This window comes from Arthrobacter sp. AB6 (assembly GCF_031844545.1).
GTDB lineage: Bacteria > Actinomycetota > Actinomycetes > Actinomycetales > Micrococcaceae > Arthrobacter.
Genome location: NZ_JAUZVL010000003.1, coordinates 67383 through 82973 on the forward strand (window position 1 = coordinate 67383; position 15591 = coordinate 82973).

General features: G+C 63.9%; 15 protein-coding genes. 11 read left to right on the top strand and 4 right to left on the bottom strand.

The genetic code is table 11. The annotated features are described in order from the left end of the window. Positions 1 to 44 precede the first annotated feature (44 nt). Complete coding sequence (locus Q9R30_RS03005) at positions 45 to 476, top strand: Lrp/AsnC family transcriptional regulator (protein ID WP_311216728.1); 432 nt, start codon at positions 45 to 47, stop codon at positions 474 to 476. A gap of 164 nt (positions 477 to 640) precedes the next feature. Next, positions 641 to 1669 (top strand): ornithine cyclodeaminase, encoded by a 1029-nt coding sequence (locus Q9R30_RS03010; RefSeq protein ID WP_311216729.1) that lies wholly within the window; start codon positions 641 to 643, stop codon positions 1667 to 1669. 5 nt (positions 1670 to 1674) lie between these two features. Here Q9R30_RS03010 and Q9R30_RS03015 read toward each other — a convergent pair whose 3' ends face one another. Continuing rightward, positions 1675 to 3273 (bottom strand): helix-turn-helix domain-containing protein, encoded by a 1599-nt coding sequence (locus tag Q9R30_RS03015; RefSeq protein WP_311216730.1) that lies wholly within the window; start codon positions 3271 to 3273, stop codon positions 1675 to 1677. A 104-nt stretch (positions 3274 to 3377) separates the two neighbouring features. Between Q9R30_RS03015 and Q9R30_RS03020 the strand changes: the two genes are divergently transcribed. The 6 genes from Q9R30_RS03020 (at position 3378) to Q9R30_RS03045 (ending at position 9310) form a co-directional block, all read left to right on the top strand. Next, positions 3378 to 4244, top strand: coding sequence for a hypothetical protein (locus tag Q9R30_RS03020; protein ID WP_311216731.1), 867 nt, complete (start codon positions 3378 to 3380; stop codon positions 4242 to 4244). Between the two features lie 23 nt (positions 4245 to 4267). Then, complete coding sequence (locus Q9R30_RS03025; RefSeq protein ID WP_311216732.1) at positions 4268 to 5209, top strand: ABC transporter substrate-binding protein; 942 nt, start codon at positions 4268 to 4270, stop codon at positions 5207 to 5209. Next, positions 5206 to 6210: an amino acid ABC transporter permease gene (locus Q9R30_RS03030; protein ID WP_311216733.1), complete on the top strand. Its 1005-nt coding sequence runs from the start codon at positions 5206 to 5208 to the stop codon at positions 6208 to 6210. The genes Q9R30_RS03025 and Q9R30_RS03030 overlap by 4 nt, the downstream gene beginning before the upstream one ends. After that, on the top strand, positions 6207 to 7016 hold the full coding sequence (locus Q9R30_RS03035) for an amino acid ABC transporter ATP-binding protein (protein ID WP_311216734.1): 810 nt from the start codon (positions 6207 to 6209) through the stop codon (positions 7014 to 7016). The genes Q9R30_RS03030 and Q9R30_RS03035 overlap by 4 nt, the downstream gene beginning before the upstream one ends. A 63-nt stretch (positions 7017 to 7079) precedes the next feature. Next, positions 7080 to 8192 carry a dipeptide epimerase gene (locus Q9R30_RS03040; RefSeq protein ID WP_311216735.1) on the top strand — a complete coding sequence of 371 codons (1113 nt, stop codon included), beginning with the start codon at positions 7080 to 7082 and terminating at the stop codon, positions 8190 to 8192. Beyond that, complete coding sequence (locus tag Q9R30_RS03045; RefSeq protein ID WP_311216736.1) at positions 8189 to 9310, top strand: amidohydrolase; 1122 nt, start codon at positions 8189 to 8191, stop codon at positions 9308 to 9310. Before Q9R30_RS03040 ends, Q9R30_RS03045 begins: the two co-directional genes overlap by 4 nt. A gap of 13 nt (positions 9311 to 9323) precedes the next feature. Here Q9R30_RS03045 and Q9R30_RS03050 read toward each other — a convergent pair whose 3' ends face one another. From Q9R30_RS03050 to Q9R30_RS03060, 3 genes are all read right to left on the bottom strand, one after another. Next, positions 9324 to 10190, bottom strand: coding sequence for a 3-hydroxyacyl-CoA dehydrogenase family protein (locus Q9R30_RS03050; RefSeq protein WP_311216737.1), 867 nt, complete (start codon positions 10188 to 10190; stop codon positions 9324 to 9326). A 48-nt stretch (positions 10191 to 10238) separates the two neighbouring features. Further along, entirely contained in the window at positions 10239 to 11459 is a 1221-nt protein-coding gene (locus tag Q9R30_RS03055; protein WP_311216738.1) for an acyl-CoA dehydrogenase family protein, read from the bottom strand. 128 nt (positions 11460 to 11587) lie between these two features. Then, positions 11588 to 12490 (bottom strand): LysR family transcriptional regulator, encoded by a 903-nt coding sequence (locus Q9R30_RS03060; protein WP_157240816.1) that lies wholly within the window; start codon positions 12488 to 12490, stop codon positions 11588 to 11590. A gap of 209 nt (positions 12491 to 12699) precedes the next feature. Here Q9R30_RS03060 and Q9R30_RS03065 point away from each other — a divergent pair, with 209 nt between their 5' ends. The 3 genes from Q9R30_RS03065 to Q9R30_RS03075 all read left to right on the top strand — a co-directional run bounded on the left by Q9R30_RS03065 (position 12700) and on the right by Q9R30_RS03075 (position 15577). Next, positions 12700 to 13908: a CoA transferase gene (locus Q9R30_RS03065; protein WP_311216739.1), complete on the top strand. Its 1209-nt coding sequence runs from the start codon at positions 12700 to 12702 to the stop codon at positions 13906 to 13908. Continuing rightward, positions 13901 to 14314 (top strand): thioesterase family protein, encoded by a 414-nt coding sequence (locus Q9R30_RS03070; protein WP_311216740.1) that lies wholly within the window; start codon positions 13901 to 13903, stop codon positions 14312 to 14314. Before Q9R30_RS03065 ends, Q9R30_RS03070 begins: the two co-directional genes overlap by 8 nt. A 102-nt stretch (positions 14315 to 14416) precedes the next feature. Then, a complete protein-coding gene (locus tag Q9R30_RS03075) occupies positions 14417 to 15577 on the top strand; it encodes an acyl-CoA dehydrogenase family protein (RefSeq protein WP_157242910.1) in 1161 nt (386 codons plus the stop codon). Positions 15578 to 15591: the final 14 nt, after the last annotated feature.

Genomic DNA, 15591 nt, shown 5'->3' on the forward strand with positions numbered 1-15591 from the left:
TCCCAGAATGCGCGTATTGCAAACCATCGTTATACGTTCTGTACATGACTGACCTCACTGATCTTGATCGCAGGCTGCTGTCTGCCCTCCGCGAGGACGGCCGGGAGTCTGTGGCCAGCCTGTCGCGCAGGCTTGGAGTGGCGAGGGCTACCGTGAATAGCCGCCTTGAGCGCCTGCTCGCCTCTGGAACCATCGTGGGCTTTACGGCACGGGTCCGTGACGAAGTAGATCCGCTGACAATTCGCGCCATCACGCTGATCGCGGTCGAGGGCAGGTCTGCCAACAACGTCATACGGGAGTTACGCGGTTTTCCGGAAATCCGCGCACTGCACACCACCAACGGCGGCTGGGACCTCGTAGCGGAACTGGCCACCGAAAACCTCAGCGGCTTCGACGATGTCCTTGGCAGGATCCGTGCGGTCAATGGCGTGCTCAACAGTGAAACAAGCCTGCTGCTCAGTTCGGTGCTCAGGTAGGGGCCCGAGCGGAGCGTTGAGTGCATGATCTTGCACAATGCCAGAAATGACCTGGCAAAATGCATAAGCATTTGACGAAAGGTACGCGCTTTGCTCATTGTGGCCGCTTATCGGCGCCGAATACCGTGAGGACACCTAATGGTTCACACGGAAGAAGGAGCGCAATGACGCGTTTTGTGGATGTTCACAACATGGTTCGCTGGGTGGCCCGCACGGGAACGCAAACCATCATCTCGGAAATGATGGACTACCTTGAGGACGACTTCCGCCGCTGGGAATCCTTCGATAAGACTCCCCGGGTGGCCAGCCACACCCCGTTTGGCGTCATTGAACTCATGCCTACGAGCGACCACGAGACCTACGGTTTCAAATACGTCAATGGTCACCCCTCGAACCCCGCCCGAGGCTTCCAGACAGTAACCGCATTCGGAGTGCTGGCGGACGTCCACAACGGATACCCCACGTTCCTGACGGAGATGACGCTGCTGACAGCCCTGCGGACTGCAGCCACTTCCGGCATGGTTGGCAGAAGGCTTGCCCGCCCCGGCTCCTCTGTGATGGCCATGATCGGCACGGGAAGCCAGTCGGAGTTCCAGGCTTTGGCGTTCAAGGCAGCCCTGGGGATCACCACCCTCCGGGTCTGGGATACGGACCCGGGGGCGATGGCGAAGCTGGTGCGCAATGCGGCACCGCTGGGTTTCGATGTCCACATTGCGTCCTCTGCGGCCGACGCCGTCCAGGGTGCGGACGTCATCACCACGTGCACCGCGGACAAGGCCAACGCCACTGTCCTTACCGCGGACATGATCCGTCCAGGCGTCCACATCAACGCCATCGGCGGGGACTGCCCGGGAAAGACCGAACTTGACGCCGCCATCCTGGAACTCGGCGAGGTGTTCGTGGAGTACACGCCGCAGACCCGAATCGAAGGCGAGATCCAGCAGATGCCGGCGGACTTTGCCGTGACCGAGTTCTGGCAGGTCCTGGCCGGAGGGGCTGCCGGGCGGTCAACGCCTGAGCAGGTCACCATCTTCGACTCTGTCGGCTTCGCCATCGAGGACTTCTCCGCCCTCCGCTATGTGCGGGATGCGGTCCAGGGATCCGACTTCTTCGAAGAGATCGACCTGGTCGCAAACCCGGAGGATCCCAAAGACCTCTTCGGCCTGGTGGGCGCGCTCTCCCCGGTCGGCTAGCCCGGCTAGTTCAGCTCGAGCACGTGCAAGCTTAGCCACAGCACCAGCGTGTCCTCAGGCTGGTCCAAATCCACGCCGAAGAGGTCCCGCAGGCGCTTGAGGCGGTACCGGAGCGTGTTCTGGTGCAGGGACAAGGCTGCCGCTGTCCTTGCGGAATCGCGGGAGCAGTCAAGGTAGGTTCTCAGCGTCAGGGCATATCCGGTGCCAAACTCGGCGTCGTACTCTTGGATTCTCCGGGCGGCAGCGGACAGAAGGTGCGGTGCCGCCCGGAACGCCGCGGCCAACTCCAGGAGGGTGAGGCGGCTGCGGACCTCCCCTGCGCTGGCGTACGTGCCCGGGAAGCCGTCCGAGGCGAGCATCAGCAGGACAAGATCGGCGTCATGCCGTGAACGGCTGATGTCCGAGACGGCGTCGACCGCGGGACCCGCCGCCGCCCGCAGCTCAACTCCCAGCGATGCCCGGGAACGATCGTTGAGCCTCCGGGCAAGGGCTTCGATTGACCCCAGGGACGACGCAGCCGCCGCCGGGAATATTGCATAAATGGTAGAGCCCGCCTGCACGCATTGAGCGCCTTGGCCGTGGGCCTCGCACTGCGTGGTCACCAAGTCCGCAATCCTCACCAACGTAGTCTCGGCTGCCTGCCCGGGTTCAGCCTGAAAAGCGACGACCGCAAAAGGACCCGAATTCCGCAGCCCCAGCTGTTCGGCAACCAGGATGGCGTCGTCGCCTCCTTCGAGGAGCCGGCGCAGCAGCTCCGCGCGTTGCTGGCGTGCGAGATCATGGCTGCTGCGGGCGCGGAGCATGTGGAGCGCAGCAATGTCCGCGGCGCGTTCCAGAGCCTGTTCGGCTTCGCCATCCAGATCGCCATGGACATCAACAACCCAGATCGATCCCAGGGGCTCCTTGCCCGCCCGGACTGCTATCGCCATCCTGTCCATGGCGGGCCGGACGCCCTCGATCCGGACTGCCCCGGAGGACCGGAACACCGCCGCGTACTGGCCCGCGTTCTCGGGCAGGTACGGCACCTGCCGGCCAAGGATTCCCCTCCGCCGGTCCTCATCGATCGGCTGGTCCTCAAGCGTGGAGTACGCCAACACCTGTTCCTGCAGGTTCTCGATGGTGGTAGCCCCTCCGACCATCGCCGCAATGGCGTTTGCCAGCGCGAAAAGGTCCCCCACCCCCAGCGGTGAGATCGTGCTACCGGCATCTGCCGAGGCGTTGAGGGCAGAGTCCAGGAGTGCATTGAGATGCCGCCACCTCACGTCGTCGTCCACCACCAGGAGGGCGATGCCGGCTTCGTCCGCCACCGCTGCGAGGTGTCCGATGTCCTGGTGGAGCTTCTTGACCGCCACTGCGGCAAAGCCGGCTTCCGCCGCATCCCGGACCACGCCTGCAGTGCCCGGGTCCGCGGGATGCAGCCCGATCCCGAGCAAAATGCCCCCACGCAGCCCTTCAAGCGGCACGAAGGGGTCATAGAGCGACGGACTCATCAGGGACAACCTGGGCGGCACCGCTCCTGAACCGAGCACCAGGCCGGTGTCCTCGAGCATCTTCAGCAGGTGGGGCAGGTGGATGCTGTCATTGCGATGAGTGGCCTCGGTCATAGGGCTAAAGCTTCACACCTATGGTGCTGGAACACAAGAAGAATCGATAACCTTCGTCGGCTGCACTGAAGCCGCCGCGTGCTGGCACAGCAGATAGTTGACGCATGTCACTTACTCTTGATGCCGGTCCGGCCGCACTTCAAGCCGCAGAATCAGCAACCGCAGCAGCGTCCAGGGCCGGTGTCCTGGTGGTGGACGAACACGACCGCGACCGCCTCCGGGACGTGGAAGCACTGCTCATTGCCATCTGGGGCATGTCACCGCACGGCGCACCTATCCCCTTCGACCTCCTGCGCAGCATTGCGCATGCCGGCTGCAATGTGTCCGCCGCTTACGACCACGCCGGGCAACTGTGCGGAGCGGCGGTGGGGATCGTCTCCCCCGGAGGGCGATCCACCTACTCGCTGATTGCCGGCGTGCTTCCCGGCAACGGCGACAAGGGCGTTGGCTTCGCCCTCAAACAACACCAGCGGGCTTGGTCACTGGCCCGGGGCATCGACACCATGACCTGGACCTTTGACCCGCTGGTCAGCCGCAATGCCCGCTTCAACCTCACCAAGCTGGGAGCGTACGCATCAGAGTATGCCTGCAACTTCTATGGCCAGATGCAGGACGAGATCAACGCCAACGACGAAAGCGACCGCCTCGTGGCGGTATGGCCGCTGGCCTCCCAGCGGAGCATGGATGCCGGGCGCGGAATCCATGCAGAGATCGAACTTCCACCTGACCACTCGGCTGCCGTCCTCGAATACGGCCCCGACTCGCTGCCTGTCCTCCTGGAATCGGGCGGAACGCTGTGGTGCCGCGCGCCGCGGGACATCGTGGCACTCCGCGGCTCGAACCCCGACGCCGCAGCCCGGTGGCGTGTACTCGTGCGGGAGATCTTCGAACCCGCTTTCGCTTCGGGGCGTCAAGCATCCGGCGTCACGCGAGACGGCTGGTACAAACTGACCGCGCCCGACCAGGCCTAAACCCACCCCCAAGAGGAGAACCCATGCGCATCACATCCCGTGCAGTAACGGCCCGGACGGCCGTCCTTGCCGCCGGCCTCGCGCTGGCGACAGGCCTGGCAGCCTGCTCGGCAGAGACAACACCTGCCAGCAATGCGAACGCCTTTTCGGGAGGCGCCGTGGACGCCGCGGCCGCAGCCGCTCTTCCCGAACGCTTCAAGAGCGCAGGCGTCATCAACGTCGCCTCCGACATTCCCTATCCACCCATGGAGATGTTCGACGAAAACCAGCAGCTCACGGGCCTGGACTACGATCTCGCCCAGGCCCTCGGAGCCAAGCTCGGGGTGCGGCTGGAGCTCCGGACCCAGGCGTTCGACAGCATCATTCCCTCCCTGCAATCGGGCAAGTACGACATCATCATGTCGGGGATGAACGACACCCCGGAGCGCCAGGAAACGCTGGATTTCGTGGACTACTTCCACGCAGGATTCTCGATCCTGGTCCCCGAAGGGAACCCCGGAAACATCACCACCGTCCTGGACCTGTGCGACAAAGACGTCGCCGTGCAGAAGGCCACCGTCCAGGCCGAAATCCTCCGCACCTATGATCAGCAGTGCATGGACAAAGGGTCCCGGCCCATCAGGATCTCCGAACTCCCGCTGGAGACGGACGTCCAAACAGCCGTCCGGTCCGGAAAGGCCGCAGCCGACGTCGTTGATTCGGCGGTGGCAGCCTATGCCGCCACGACCGCCGGCGGCGGGAAGATCTTCGACCTCGTAAAAGACCCTGCCAACCCGGCCGGATACAACCCCGTCTACACCGGTATAGGTGTTCTCAAGAAGGACGCTGAGCTTTCGAAGGCGCTGCTGGCCGCCCTCCAGTCGGTCATCGCAGACGGCACCTACGATCGGATCCTGGCCAAATACAGACTCTCCGACTACACGGTCAAGGAGACCGGGCTGAACCTGGGCGGTACCAAGCCATGAACACCGCCGTCACCACCCCTCGCCAGAAACCTGCCGGCCCCGGAACCGTGCCTGCCCATGGAAGCAGCCAGGACGACGTCGTAGCCGTTCCCCTCCGGCACCCCTGGCGCTGGGTGGGAGCTGCCCTCCTTGCCCTGGGCGCTGCCGCGCTGGCGGCATCACTGTGGACCAACCCGAACATCGACCACGGCACCATTGGCACCTATGTGTTCCATCCCCGGATCCTCGGGGGCGTGGGCCTGACGATTGTCCTCACCGTTGTATCCATGGTGGTGTCCACGGTTTTTGGCGTATTCCTCGCCGTGATGCGGCTGTCCACGAATCCCGTCATGAACGCCTTCGCCTGGTTCTACGTCTGGGTCTTCCGGGGCACTCCCCTGCTGATCCAAGTGGTTTTTTGGGGCTACCTGGGACTGCTGTATTCACAGATCTCGCTGGGCATTCCCTTCACGGAATTCACTGTCTTCTCCGTGGACACCAACACCCTGGTCCCGGCCTTCACCGCCGGACTGCTCGCCATGACCCTGAACCAGGCCGCCTATTCAGCGGAAATCATTCGCGGCGGGATGCTGTCCGTCGACACCGGCCAGCACGAAGCTGCATCCTCCCTGGGAATGTCCCCGGCCTTCACCCTGTTCCGAGTGGTCCTGCCCCAGGCCATGCGGGTCATCATCCCGCCAATGGGCAATGAGACGATCTCGATGCTCAAAAACACGTCTTTGCTCTCCGTTATCGCGGTGCTGGAGCTCTACACCGTGGCCACGCAGATCTCTTCCCAGAACCTGCGCCAGGTGGAACTCCTCATCGTTGTCAGCTGCTGGTACCTCTTCCTCACCTCGGCGCTGTCCGTTCCCCAGTACTACCTGGAACGCCACTACGGCAGGGGCAACTCCCGCCAGCAGGCTCCAACTCCCCTGGCCAGGATCAGGGCAGTGCTAGGTAAACGGCCGCCCCTCGGTGGGGCGACACCCCCGAAAGCATCGAAAGGACAACCGTCATGACCGAGGCACTGGCCTCCCCCAGGCATACCGGCCACCGGCCGGCCGCACGGCCGCTCCTCGTGGCCAGCAACGTACGGAAGCACTATGGCGGCGTCGAGGTGCTGAAAGGCATCTCCCTGACGGTCAACACCGGCGAGGTCATGTGCCTCCTGGGTCCGTCCGGTTCAGGTAAATCCACCTTCCTCCGCTGCATCAACCACCTCGAACGGATCGACGGCGGCCGGATCTCCGTTGCGGGCGACCTGATTGGCTACGCGCAACGCCAGGACAAAATTTTCGAGATGAGACCCCGCGAGGTTGCCAAACAGCGCCGGGGCATCGGAATGGTCTTCCAGCGCTTCAACCTCTTTCCCCACATGACCGCACTGGAGAACATCTGGGCCGCCCCGGTCGGCGTCAAAAGGGTGCCCAAGGCGGAGGCCGTCAAGCGCGGGATGGAACTGCTGGACAGGGTGGGACTGGCCCACCTGTCCAAGGCCTATCCGTCCCAGCTTTCAGGCGGGCAGCAGCAGCGGGTCGCCATCGCCCGCGCACTTGCCATGGATCCCCAGCTCCTCCTGTTCGATGAGCCAACCAGCGCCCTTGACCCGGAACTGGTGGGCGATGTCCTGGACGTCATGCGGACCCTGGCAGCGGACGGCATGACCATGATCGTTGTCACGCACGAGATCGGCTTCGCACGCGGCGCGGGCGACAGCGTGGTGTTCATGGACGGCGGCGTGGTGGTGGAGTCCGGCGCCCCCGAAGACGTGCTGGACAACCCGCAAAACCCAAGGACCATTTCCTTCCTCGAGAGCGTGATGTAGTCCCCTTTTCCCACCGTCAGGACGGCACGCTTCCGTCCTTCCTCTTTGAACAGTGAGCCTGAATTGAAGATATCCCGCGCCACCATCACCCTGATCGATGTCCCCTTGCTGGAACCGTTCGTGGTGTCCTACGACAGCTACTCGTCAATGCCCAGCGTCATCCTCACCCTCGAAACAGACGACGGCCTGATCGGCTACGGCGAGAGTGTCCCGGACGGGCACATCACCGGGGAAACGCCCACGGGAACCGTCGAAGCGCTGCGAACGGAGTTGCTTCCCGCAGTCCTGGGGCTGGATCCCCGCGATATCACAGCCGTCCACCAGCAGCTCAACAGGGCGCTCAAGGGCTGCGGAGCTGCAAAGGCCGCCGTCGACATTGCCTGTTGGGACCTGGCCGGCAAAGCAGCCAACCGCCCCATTTACAGCCTGCTCGGCGGGCGGCGCCCGGAGCAGCCCACGATCGCGAGGGTCATGAGCATCCTTGCCCCGGAGACCCTGGCCGAACAGGCAGTCCAGGCCCGGAGCCAGGGCTACCGCCACCTCAAGATGAAACTCGGCGGCGGTGATGGCCTGGACATCGAACGCGTCCGGGCTGTCCGCGCAGCAATCGGCACGGACCTCGCCATCCGGGTGGACGCAAACCAGGGGTGGGCCGATCCTGCAACGGCAAGAGAGATGATTGCTGCCTTGGAACCCTATGGAATCGACTGGGTGGAACAGCCGCTCCACGCGGATGATATCGACGGTTTCAAGCTGCTGCGCCAGGCCACCGGCGCCCGCCTCATGGCCGACGAATCAGTGGTGGACGCCGACGACCTGGGCCGGTTCGTCAGGGACCGTTCAGTGGACATGGTCAACCTCAAGCTCATGAAGAGCGGCGGAATCACACCTTGCCACCGGCTGGCCACCCAAGCCGAACTCGGCGGCCTCAAGGTCCAGATCGGTTCCATGCTGGAAACCAGCATCGCCTCGGCCGCCGGCTTCCATCTGGCCCTGTCCCATCCAAACATTGTGTCCACCGAACTCTCGGGACCCGTCAAGTTCGCCCGGGAACCCGGAAACCTTCAGTACGTCCTGCCCGAAGTGCAGATCGGCGAGGGCCCGGGGCTGGGGGTGGACGTGGACCTCGACGTCCTGGCCGACCTAACGGTCAGCGAGTGCGGGGTCACTGCGTGATCAATGAGGCAGCGCGCCGCCGTCTGCACGACATCTGGAACCATTTGCACGATCACCCGGAACCGAGCATGGAGGAGTTTGCCACCTCCGCGTACCTTGCCGGCCTGCTCGCGGAAGCGGGCCTCGAACCACGGAAATTTTCCGACTTTCCCGGTTTCACCGTGGATGCCGGGGAGGGAATTCCCAGGATAGGGCTCAGGGCGGATATGGATGCCTTGGTGCAGGAGGTGGACGGGAAACGGATTGCTGTGCATTCGTGCGGCCATGATGCCAACATGGCGATAGTCGCTTCCGTCATGCTCGAACTTGCGGAGCAGCCGGAGCCGCTCAACGGAGCCGTCCGTGCCATCTTTCAACCCGCGGAGGAGGCGGGCAACGGGGCGGAACTGGTGGCGTCACTTGGTGTCGCGGACGGGCTTGAGTATCTCTTTGGCGTGCACCTGCGCCCGCAGCAGGAACTCCCCGCTCCCTGCCTGGCGCCCGCCATCTCCCACGGGGCCTGCCTCTTCGCCAGCGGCACCATCACAGGTGAGGACCACCATGGGGCACGGCCCCACCTCGGGGCGAACGCCGTCGAACTTGCGCTTGAAATCTCGGCAGGGCTGCAGCGCATCAAGGTCGATCCGCAGATCCCGAGTTCCGCGAAAATGACAATGCTGCACGCCGGCGGAAGCAACCTCAACGTCATCCCCGGCAGCGGATGCTTCGGGGTGGACCTGCGCGCCCAAACCAACGAAGCCATGGCCACGCTGCGGACGGGGCTGGTGGAGGTGTGCCGATCGGTGGCGGCGAACAGCGGGGCGGAGATCCGCCTCGACTTCCGGGATGAGGTGCCTGCTGCAGTGATAGGGCACAAGGCCGAGGCCGTCCTGGCTTCGTCGGTCACGGCGACATTGGGCAGGGAGTACCTGCGTCCCAGGATCGTCACGTCAGGCTCGGACGACTTCCACTTCTACACCCGGCAGAACCCTGCGCTTCAGGCGGCCATGCTGGCCGTCGGGGCAAACGTCCAACCCGGACTCCACCACCCGGACATGACGTTCGACGGCGGTGCGATGGAACGCGCCGTGGATGTCCTTCTGGCGTCCTGCCGGCAGTCGCTGGCCCGGAGCGAATAGAAGGCAGGTCGAGTCAGGCAGACTGGTCATACCGGTACCAGCCTTGCCCGGTTTTCCGGCCGTAATTACCTTGTTCGTAGAGCTCCGCCAAGGCGGGGTGGGGCAGGTCTGCCGGGTCCTGCGTTTCCTCGAAGGTCGCTTGCCGGATCAGGTAGCTCACGTCAAGGCCCACCAGGTCCATCAGCTCAAACGGCCCCATGGGGTGGCCCAGCGCAGTCCTGGCTGCAGTGTCGATGTCGCTGACACTGGCGATGCCGTCCGCGTAAAGCCGGAGTGCCTCGTCCCGGATGGCGCCCATGAGTCTGTTGGCCACAAATCCGGGGATCTCGCGGTTGATAAGGACGGGCGATTTGCCCAATGAGCGCGCCAGCTTCATGGTGGTGTCCACCGTGTCCGGAGATGTCTTGGCGTGGCGGACCACCTCAACACATTTCATGACCAGGGCCGGGTTGAAGAAATGCATGTTGCAGACCTGCTCCGGCCGCCCTGTCTCCTCGGCCACTTTCGAGGAGCCCAGCGTGGAGGAGTTCGTGGCCAGGATGGCGTGCGTGGGGGCTGCCCGTCCCAGCGCCGCGAAGATGCTGCGCTTCACTTCGAGTTTCTCGGTGGCGGCCTCGATCACGAAGTCGGCATCCGCGGCGCCGGCCTCCAGCGAGCTGGTGAAGGTGAGCCGCGCCAGGGCGGCCCCGGCATCCTGTCGGCTCCGGCGCCCCTTGGCCACGCTGCTCTCCATCCGGTCGGTGAGCTGGCTCCGGGCGGCTGCCAGCATGTCTGCCGCGACATCCTGGATGGTGACCTGGTAGCCGGCCAGGGCGCACACCATGCCGATCTGTGAGCCCATGGCTCCGGCCCCGACCACCAAAATCCTGTTGACCTGCATGATTCTCTTCTCCTGGTGCGACGGGAAGTTCCCCGACCGGCGCCTAGCTCAGCGGAAAGCGGGAATCCCGGTGATGTGGTTACCCAGGATCAGGGTGTGGACCTCGTCGGTGCCTTCGTAGGTCCGGACAGACTCCAGGTTGTTGGCGTGGCGCAGGGGCGAATAGTCCAGGGTGATGCCGTTGCCGCCCAGGATGGCGCGGGCGTCGCGGCAGATCTTGATGGCTTCCCGGACGTTGTTGAGTTTGCCTACGGAGATCTGGACGGGTGCAAGGGTGCCGGCATCCTTGAGCCGGCCCGTGTGGATCGCCAGCAGGGTGCCCTTCTGGATTTCCAGCAGCATGTCCACCAACTTCTGCTGCGTGATCTGGTACGCAGCCAGCGGTTTATCGAACTGCATCCGCTCCAGCGAGTAGGCCAGCGCCTGCTCGTAGCTGTCCCGGGCCGCCCCCATGGCACCCCAGATGATGCCGTAGCGGGCTTCATTCAGGCAGGAGAACGGGCCGCGGAGGCCCGCGGCCCCCGGCAGCCTGGCGGTGTCGTCCACTGTGACGTTTTCAAGGGTGATATCGCACTGGATCGATGCCCGCATGGAGAGCTTTGGCTCTATCGGCGTGGCGGTGAAGCCGGGAGTGTCGGTGGGGACCAGGAAACCCCGGACGCCGTCCTCCGTAGCGGCCCAAATGACGGCGATCTGCGCCACGGAGGCCAACCCGATCCACCGTTTCGCGCCGCTAATGATCCATTGGTTGCCGTCGCGGCGGGCGAAGGTCTGCATGCTGGAGGGATCCGAGCCTGCCGTGGGTTCGGTGAGGCCAAAGCAGCCGATGATCTCACCCTTCGCCATGCCGGGCAGGTAGCGGTTCTTCTGGTCCTCCGAACCCCATTTGTGGATGGCGGTCATCGCCAATGAGCCCTGGACCGAGACGAACGTCCGCAGCCCGGAGTCTCCGGCTTCCAGCTCCATCGCCGCCAAACCGTATTCGACGGCGGAACGGCCCGGGCAGCCGTAACCCTTCAGGTGCATTCCCAGGAGCCCCAAGGCACCCATCTCTTGGGAAATCTCTACCGGGAAGTGCGCAGCTTCATACCAGTCCTTGATGTTCGGCTTGATGCGCTCGCCCACGAACCGGCGGACGGTGTCCCTTAGCTTCAGCTCGTCACTGCTGAGCAGCCCCTGCAGGTCCAGCACGTCCGAGCGGACCTCGCCGGCAACGGCGGAAGCGGCCTGCAGTTCCGGTTCGGACAGGGTTTCTGGTGTGACGCTCATCTTTGATCCTCCGACTGTGACGGCCTAACGGCGTTGGTTTGCGTTCGCCCCGTTCACTGTGACAGCAATTTATGTTCCGATCCAATACCAAATGGCAGCACTATTGATTCGTTTGGAGCATTAGACGCTCAGTCAAGTTCCGGTGTCGGCAGCGCAATTTCAGAAAGCCTCAGAACCTCCCGGAGGGCGGGACTGGTGTTGTCCTTGCGCCAAATCATTCGCAGCAGCACAGGGTCCGCGGGGTCCTCCAGGGGCAGGAACAACACGCCCGGATAGTGGAGATTCTCCGCAACGGAAGAGACCGTCATCGCCACCCCGATTTCAGCGGCCACCAGTGAGACCAGCGTCAGTGAATCCGGGGCTACCTGCACAATTGACGGCAGGAACCCGGCATCGCTGGCAAGCCTGAGGAGGTGGTCGCGCAGGACTGCGCCGGGATCCGCGGGCAGGGTAACGAATGGCTCGCCGTCCAAGTCAGCCATCCGCACGGAAGCCCGCCCGGCCAGTGGGTGGCCGGCGTGCACGGCGATGACGAGTTTTTCGTTGGCAATGACCCGGGAGTCGAGGGCTGCCGGGATGAAGTTCCACCGCCCCAGCCCGATTTCCATGGCGCCGTTGGCGACTTTGTCCAGGGCCGGGATGGCGAAATTCGAGCTGTACAGCTCGAAGTCGATGCCCGGGTGTGTTTTGCGGACCAGTTTTGCCAGCTTTCCGACCATGACGTGCGACGACGCTCCGGCGAAAGCGACCCTCACGCGCCCGGTCTCGCCCTTGCCGGCGTTGGCAACCATGGTCCTGGCCCGCCGGCAGGCATCGAGAATATCCGTCGCCGGCTGGACCAGGGCCTCGCCAGCCGGGGTGAGCCGCACAGAGCGGGTGCTGCGCTCAAAGAGGGGGGCGCCGAGCTCCCGTTCCAGGTTCTGGACGGCGCGGCTGACCGGAGGCTGGGCCATATGCAGCTGCTGGGCGGCCCGTCCGAAATGCAGCTCTTGGGCAACGGCCAGGAACGCGCGGATCTGCTGGATCTCCATAGCGGGCAATTATGCGTCAGGCACATAGAAGCGTCAAACGTCAGGGAGCCTTACGCATCAATGCTGCTTTTCCACCAAGGGGCTGCGCGGTGGCGTGAGCGGGGCCTTTGTTGCGTTTTGCGCATCAAAGGTGGCCGGAATACGTATTGGACGCGAAGTAATGGGTTTGCCACAGTGGGTGATGTGGAGCACAAACCGGAAGGCATGACATGAATCAAACTGACGCTGCATCAAGGCTGAACCAGGCTTTCGGCCGCTCCGGCAGCGGGCCGCTGAGCGGCGTGGTGGTTGCGGACTTCACCCGCGTCCTCGCCGGACCGTATTGCACCATGCTGTTGGCGGACATGGGAGCGACGGTGATTAAGGTCGAGAGCCCGCACGGAGACGACACCCGCGGTTGGAAGCCGCCCGTCCGTGACGATGAAGCAACGTTCTATCTGTCCGTCAACCGCAACAAGCATTCGATTGTGCTGGACTTCAGGGACGAGTCAGACCTCGAAGTTGCCCGGGAACTCGCCGCAAGGGCAGATGTCCTCGTGGAGAACTTCAAGCCTGGCGGGCTGGAGCAGTTCAAGCTGGACTACGACAGCGTTTCCGCACTGAACCCGGATGTCATCTACGCGTCCATTACCGGTTTCGGCACGGCCGGGGGCGCGGGCCTGCCAGGCTACGATCTGTTGGTCCAGGCGGTGTCCGGAATGATGAGCCTCACCGGCGGGCAGGACACCGAACCATACCGTGCCGGACTGGCCATATTCGACGTGATCACCGGCCTGCACGCCAGCATCGGCATTCTTGGGGCACTCCACCACAAGGACAACACCGGCCAGGGGCAGCTTGTTGAGCTGAACCTGCTCTCGTCCGCCCTGTCCGGCATGGTCAACCAGTCGGCGGCCTATGTCACCGGCGGGCTGGTACCCACCCGCATGGGCAACGAGCACCCCAGCCTGTACCCCTATGAACCGATGCCTACAGGCGACGGAATGCTGATCGTCGTGGCAGGAAACAACGGCCAGTTCACCAAACTCTGTGATGCCCTGGGCATCCCCGAAGTTGCCGCAGACCCGCGCTTCGGCAACCCGCAGGAGCGCAACGCCAACCGCGAGGAGCTGCGGCCCATCCTCCAGGGGCGCCTGGCCGAGCGTTCCGCGGCTGAGTGGTTTGAGCACCTTTCCGGACTAGGCCTGCCCTGCGCGCCCATCCAGGACGTCAAGGGCGGCATTGAACTCGCCCGGAAACTGGGACTGGAACCGGTCGTTATGGCCGGAAACGGCGAACGCCGGATTCCCTCCGTGCGCCACCCGGTTGCCTTCTCGCAAACCCCGGTCAGTTATGAACTGGCCCCGCCGGAACTCAATGCCAGCTCCGATCTGGTCCGCACCTGGCTGGCCGCCAAGGAGGTGCGGCTCGTTGGCTGAGGAATTCCGCGCACAGGTGTACGTCCGCTGGTCCGACCAGGACGTCAACGGCCATGTAAACAATGCGCGCGTGGCAACCCTGCTGGAAGAGGCCCGGATTCAGTGGCGGCGCCACGCGGCCTCCGCAGCCGCTGCCGCCGAAACAACCACCCTGGTGGCGTCCCTGACGCTGCATTACCGCCGGCCCATCGAGTTCGGCCAGGACGTTGACGTGGACATCTGGGTGGCACGCATCGGGAACAGGTCCTACACCATGGCCTACGCCGGATACCAGGACGGGAACCTGGTCCTGGACGCCTCAACAGTCATGGTTTCCCTCGACGACGCGACCGGGAAGGCCCGGGCGCTCGACGCCAGGGAAAGAGACTACCTGGAGCGCTATCTGCGCGCTGAAGTGCCGGTCTGAGCGGCACCCAAACAACAACCGGACAAACACTGCGGGCAACCCCGGCTGTCCAGAGACAAAGGAAAAACTGTGGTTACAGAAGAGATCAACAGCGACTACTTCATGGTCGATGACTTCCTCTCCGAAGACGAACGGATCATCCGGAAGAAGGTCCGTAATTTTGTCGAAACCGATCTTCTGCCGGTCATCAACGACTATTGGGACCGGGCGGAATTTCCGTTCGCCCTCGTCCCCAAAATCGCGGCGCTCGGCATCGTCGGCACAACCATCGAAGGCTACGGCTGCCCCGGCATGAGCCGCCTGGCCGCCGGAATGGTGGCCATGGAGATGGCACGGGGCGACGGCTCCATCAACACCTTCATCGGGGTCCAGTCCGGCCTGGCGATGGGCACCATCAATACGCTCGGCAGCGAGGAGCAGAAGCAGCGGTGGCTTCCCGGGATGGCCAGGCTGGAAAAGATCGGGGCCTTCGGACTCACCGAGCCGGACCATGGCTCGGACTCCGTGGGGCTGGAAACGAGCGCGCGCCGGGACGGTGACCACTACATCCTGAACGGCCGCAAACGCTGGATCGGCAACGCGAGCTTCGCCGACGTCGTCGTGCTTTGGGCCCGGGATGAAGCGGACGGCAAGGTCAAGGCGTTCATTCTGGAAAAGAACGGCGACGGCAGCTACCCGGCGGGCTACCGGGCCGAGGTGATCACCGGCAAGATCGGCAAAAGGGCGATTCTGCAGCCCGACATCACCATTGAAAACCTGCGGATTCCGGCGGAGAACAAGCTCGCCGAGGCGAATTCCTTCCGCGATGTCACCCGTGTGCTCACCGCGACCCGCGGCGGTGCCTCCTGGGAATCAGTGGGCCACGGGATCGCCGCGTACGAGGCCGCAGTGAAATACGCGAAGGAACGCGTGCAGTTCGGCAAGCCCATTGCCAGTTATCAGCTGGTGCAGAACAAGCTCGCCAACATGCTGGCCGAGTTGACCGCCATGCAGCTGATTTGCTTTCGCCTGGCCGCACTCGCCGACCAAGGGAAAATGACCGGCCCCATGGCGTCACTGGCCAAGATGCACACGGCCCAGAAGGCGCGCTGGATCTGCCAGGAAGCCCGCGACATCCTGGGCGGCAACGGGCTGCTGCTGGAAAACCATGTAGCGCGCCACATGACTGATATGGAAGTCGTCCACACGTACGAGGGAACGGACTCCATCCAGTCGCTGCTGATCGGCCGCGATATCACCGGCATCTCCGCATTCTCCGGATGACGTCCTTCTTGCCA

What these genes read in the sequence shown, in the direction of transcription:
- Q9R30_RS03075 (WP_157242910.1), top strand. Translation starts at nt 14,417, where the DNA reads ATGGTCGATGACTTCCTCTCCGAAGACGAACGGATCATCCGGAAGAAG.
- Q9R30_RS03005 (WP_311216728.1), top strand. Translation starts at nt 45, where the DNA reads ATGACTGACCTCACTGATCTTGATCGCAGGCTGCTGTCTGCCCTCCGC.
- Q9R30_RS03030 (WP_311216733.1), top strand. Translation starts at nt 5,206, where the DNA reads ATGAACACCGCCGTCACCACCCCTCGCCAGAAACCTGCCGGCCCCGGA.
- Q9R30_RS03015 (WP_311216730.1), bottom strand. Translation starts at nt 3,273, where the DNA reads ATGACCGAGGCCACTCATCGCAATGACAGCATCCACCTGCCCCACCTG.
- Q9R30_RS03020 (WP_311216731.1), top strand. Translation starts at nt 3,378, where the DNA reads ATGTCACTTACTCTTGATGCCGGTCCGGCCGCACTTCAAGCCGCAGAA.
- Q9R30_RS03035 (WP_311216734.1), top strand. Translation starts at nt 6,207, where the DNA reads ATGACCGAGGCACTGGCCTCCCCCAGGCATACCGGCCACCGGCCGGCC.
- Q9R30_RS03060 (WP_157240816.1), bottom strand. Translation starts at nt 12,490, where the DNA reads ATGGAGATCCAGCAGATCCGCGCGTTCCTGGCCGTTGCCCAAGAGCTG.
- Q9R30_RS03050 (WP_311216737.1), bottom strand. Translation starts at nt 10,190, where the DNA reads ATGCAGGTCAACAGGATTTTGGTGGTCGGGGCCGGAGCCATGGGCTCA.
- Q9R30_RS03055 (WP_311216738.1), bottom strand. Translation starts at nt 11,459, where the DNA reads ATGAGCGTCACACCAGAAACCCTGTCCGAACCGGAACTGCAGGCCGCT.
- Q9R30_RS03010 (WP_311216729.1), top strand. Translation starts at nt 641, where the DNA reads ATGACGCGTTTTGTGGATGTTCACAACATGGTTCGCTGGGTGGCCCGC.
- Q9R30_RS03065 (WP_311216739.1), top strand. Translation starts at nt 12,700, where the DNA reads ATGAATCAAACTGACGCTGCATCAAGGCTGAACCAGGCTTTCGGCCGC.
- Q9R30_RS03025 (WP_311216732.1), top strand. Translation starts at nt 4,268, where the DNA reads ATGCGCATCACATCCCGTGCAGTAACGGCCCGGACGGCCGTCCTTGCC.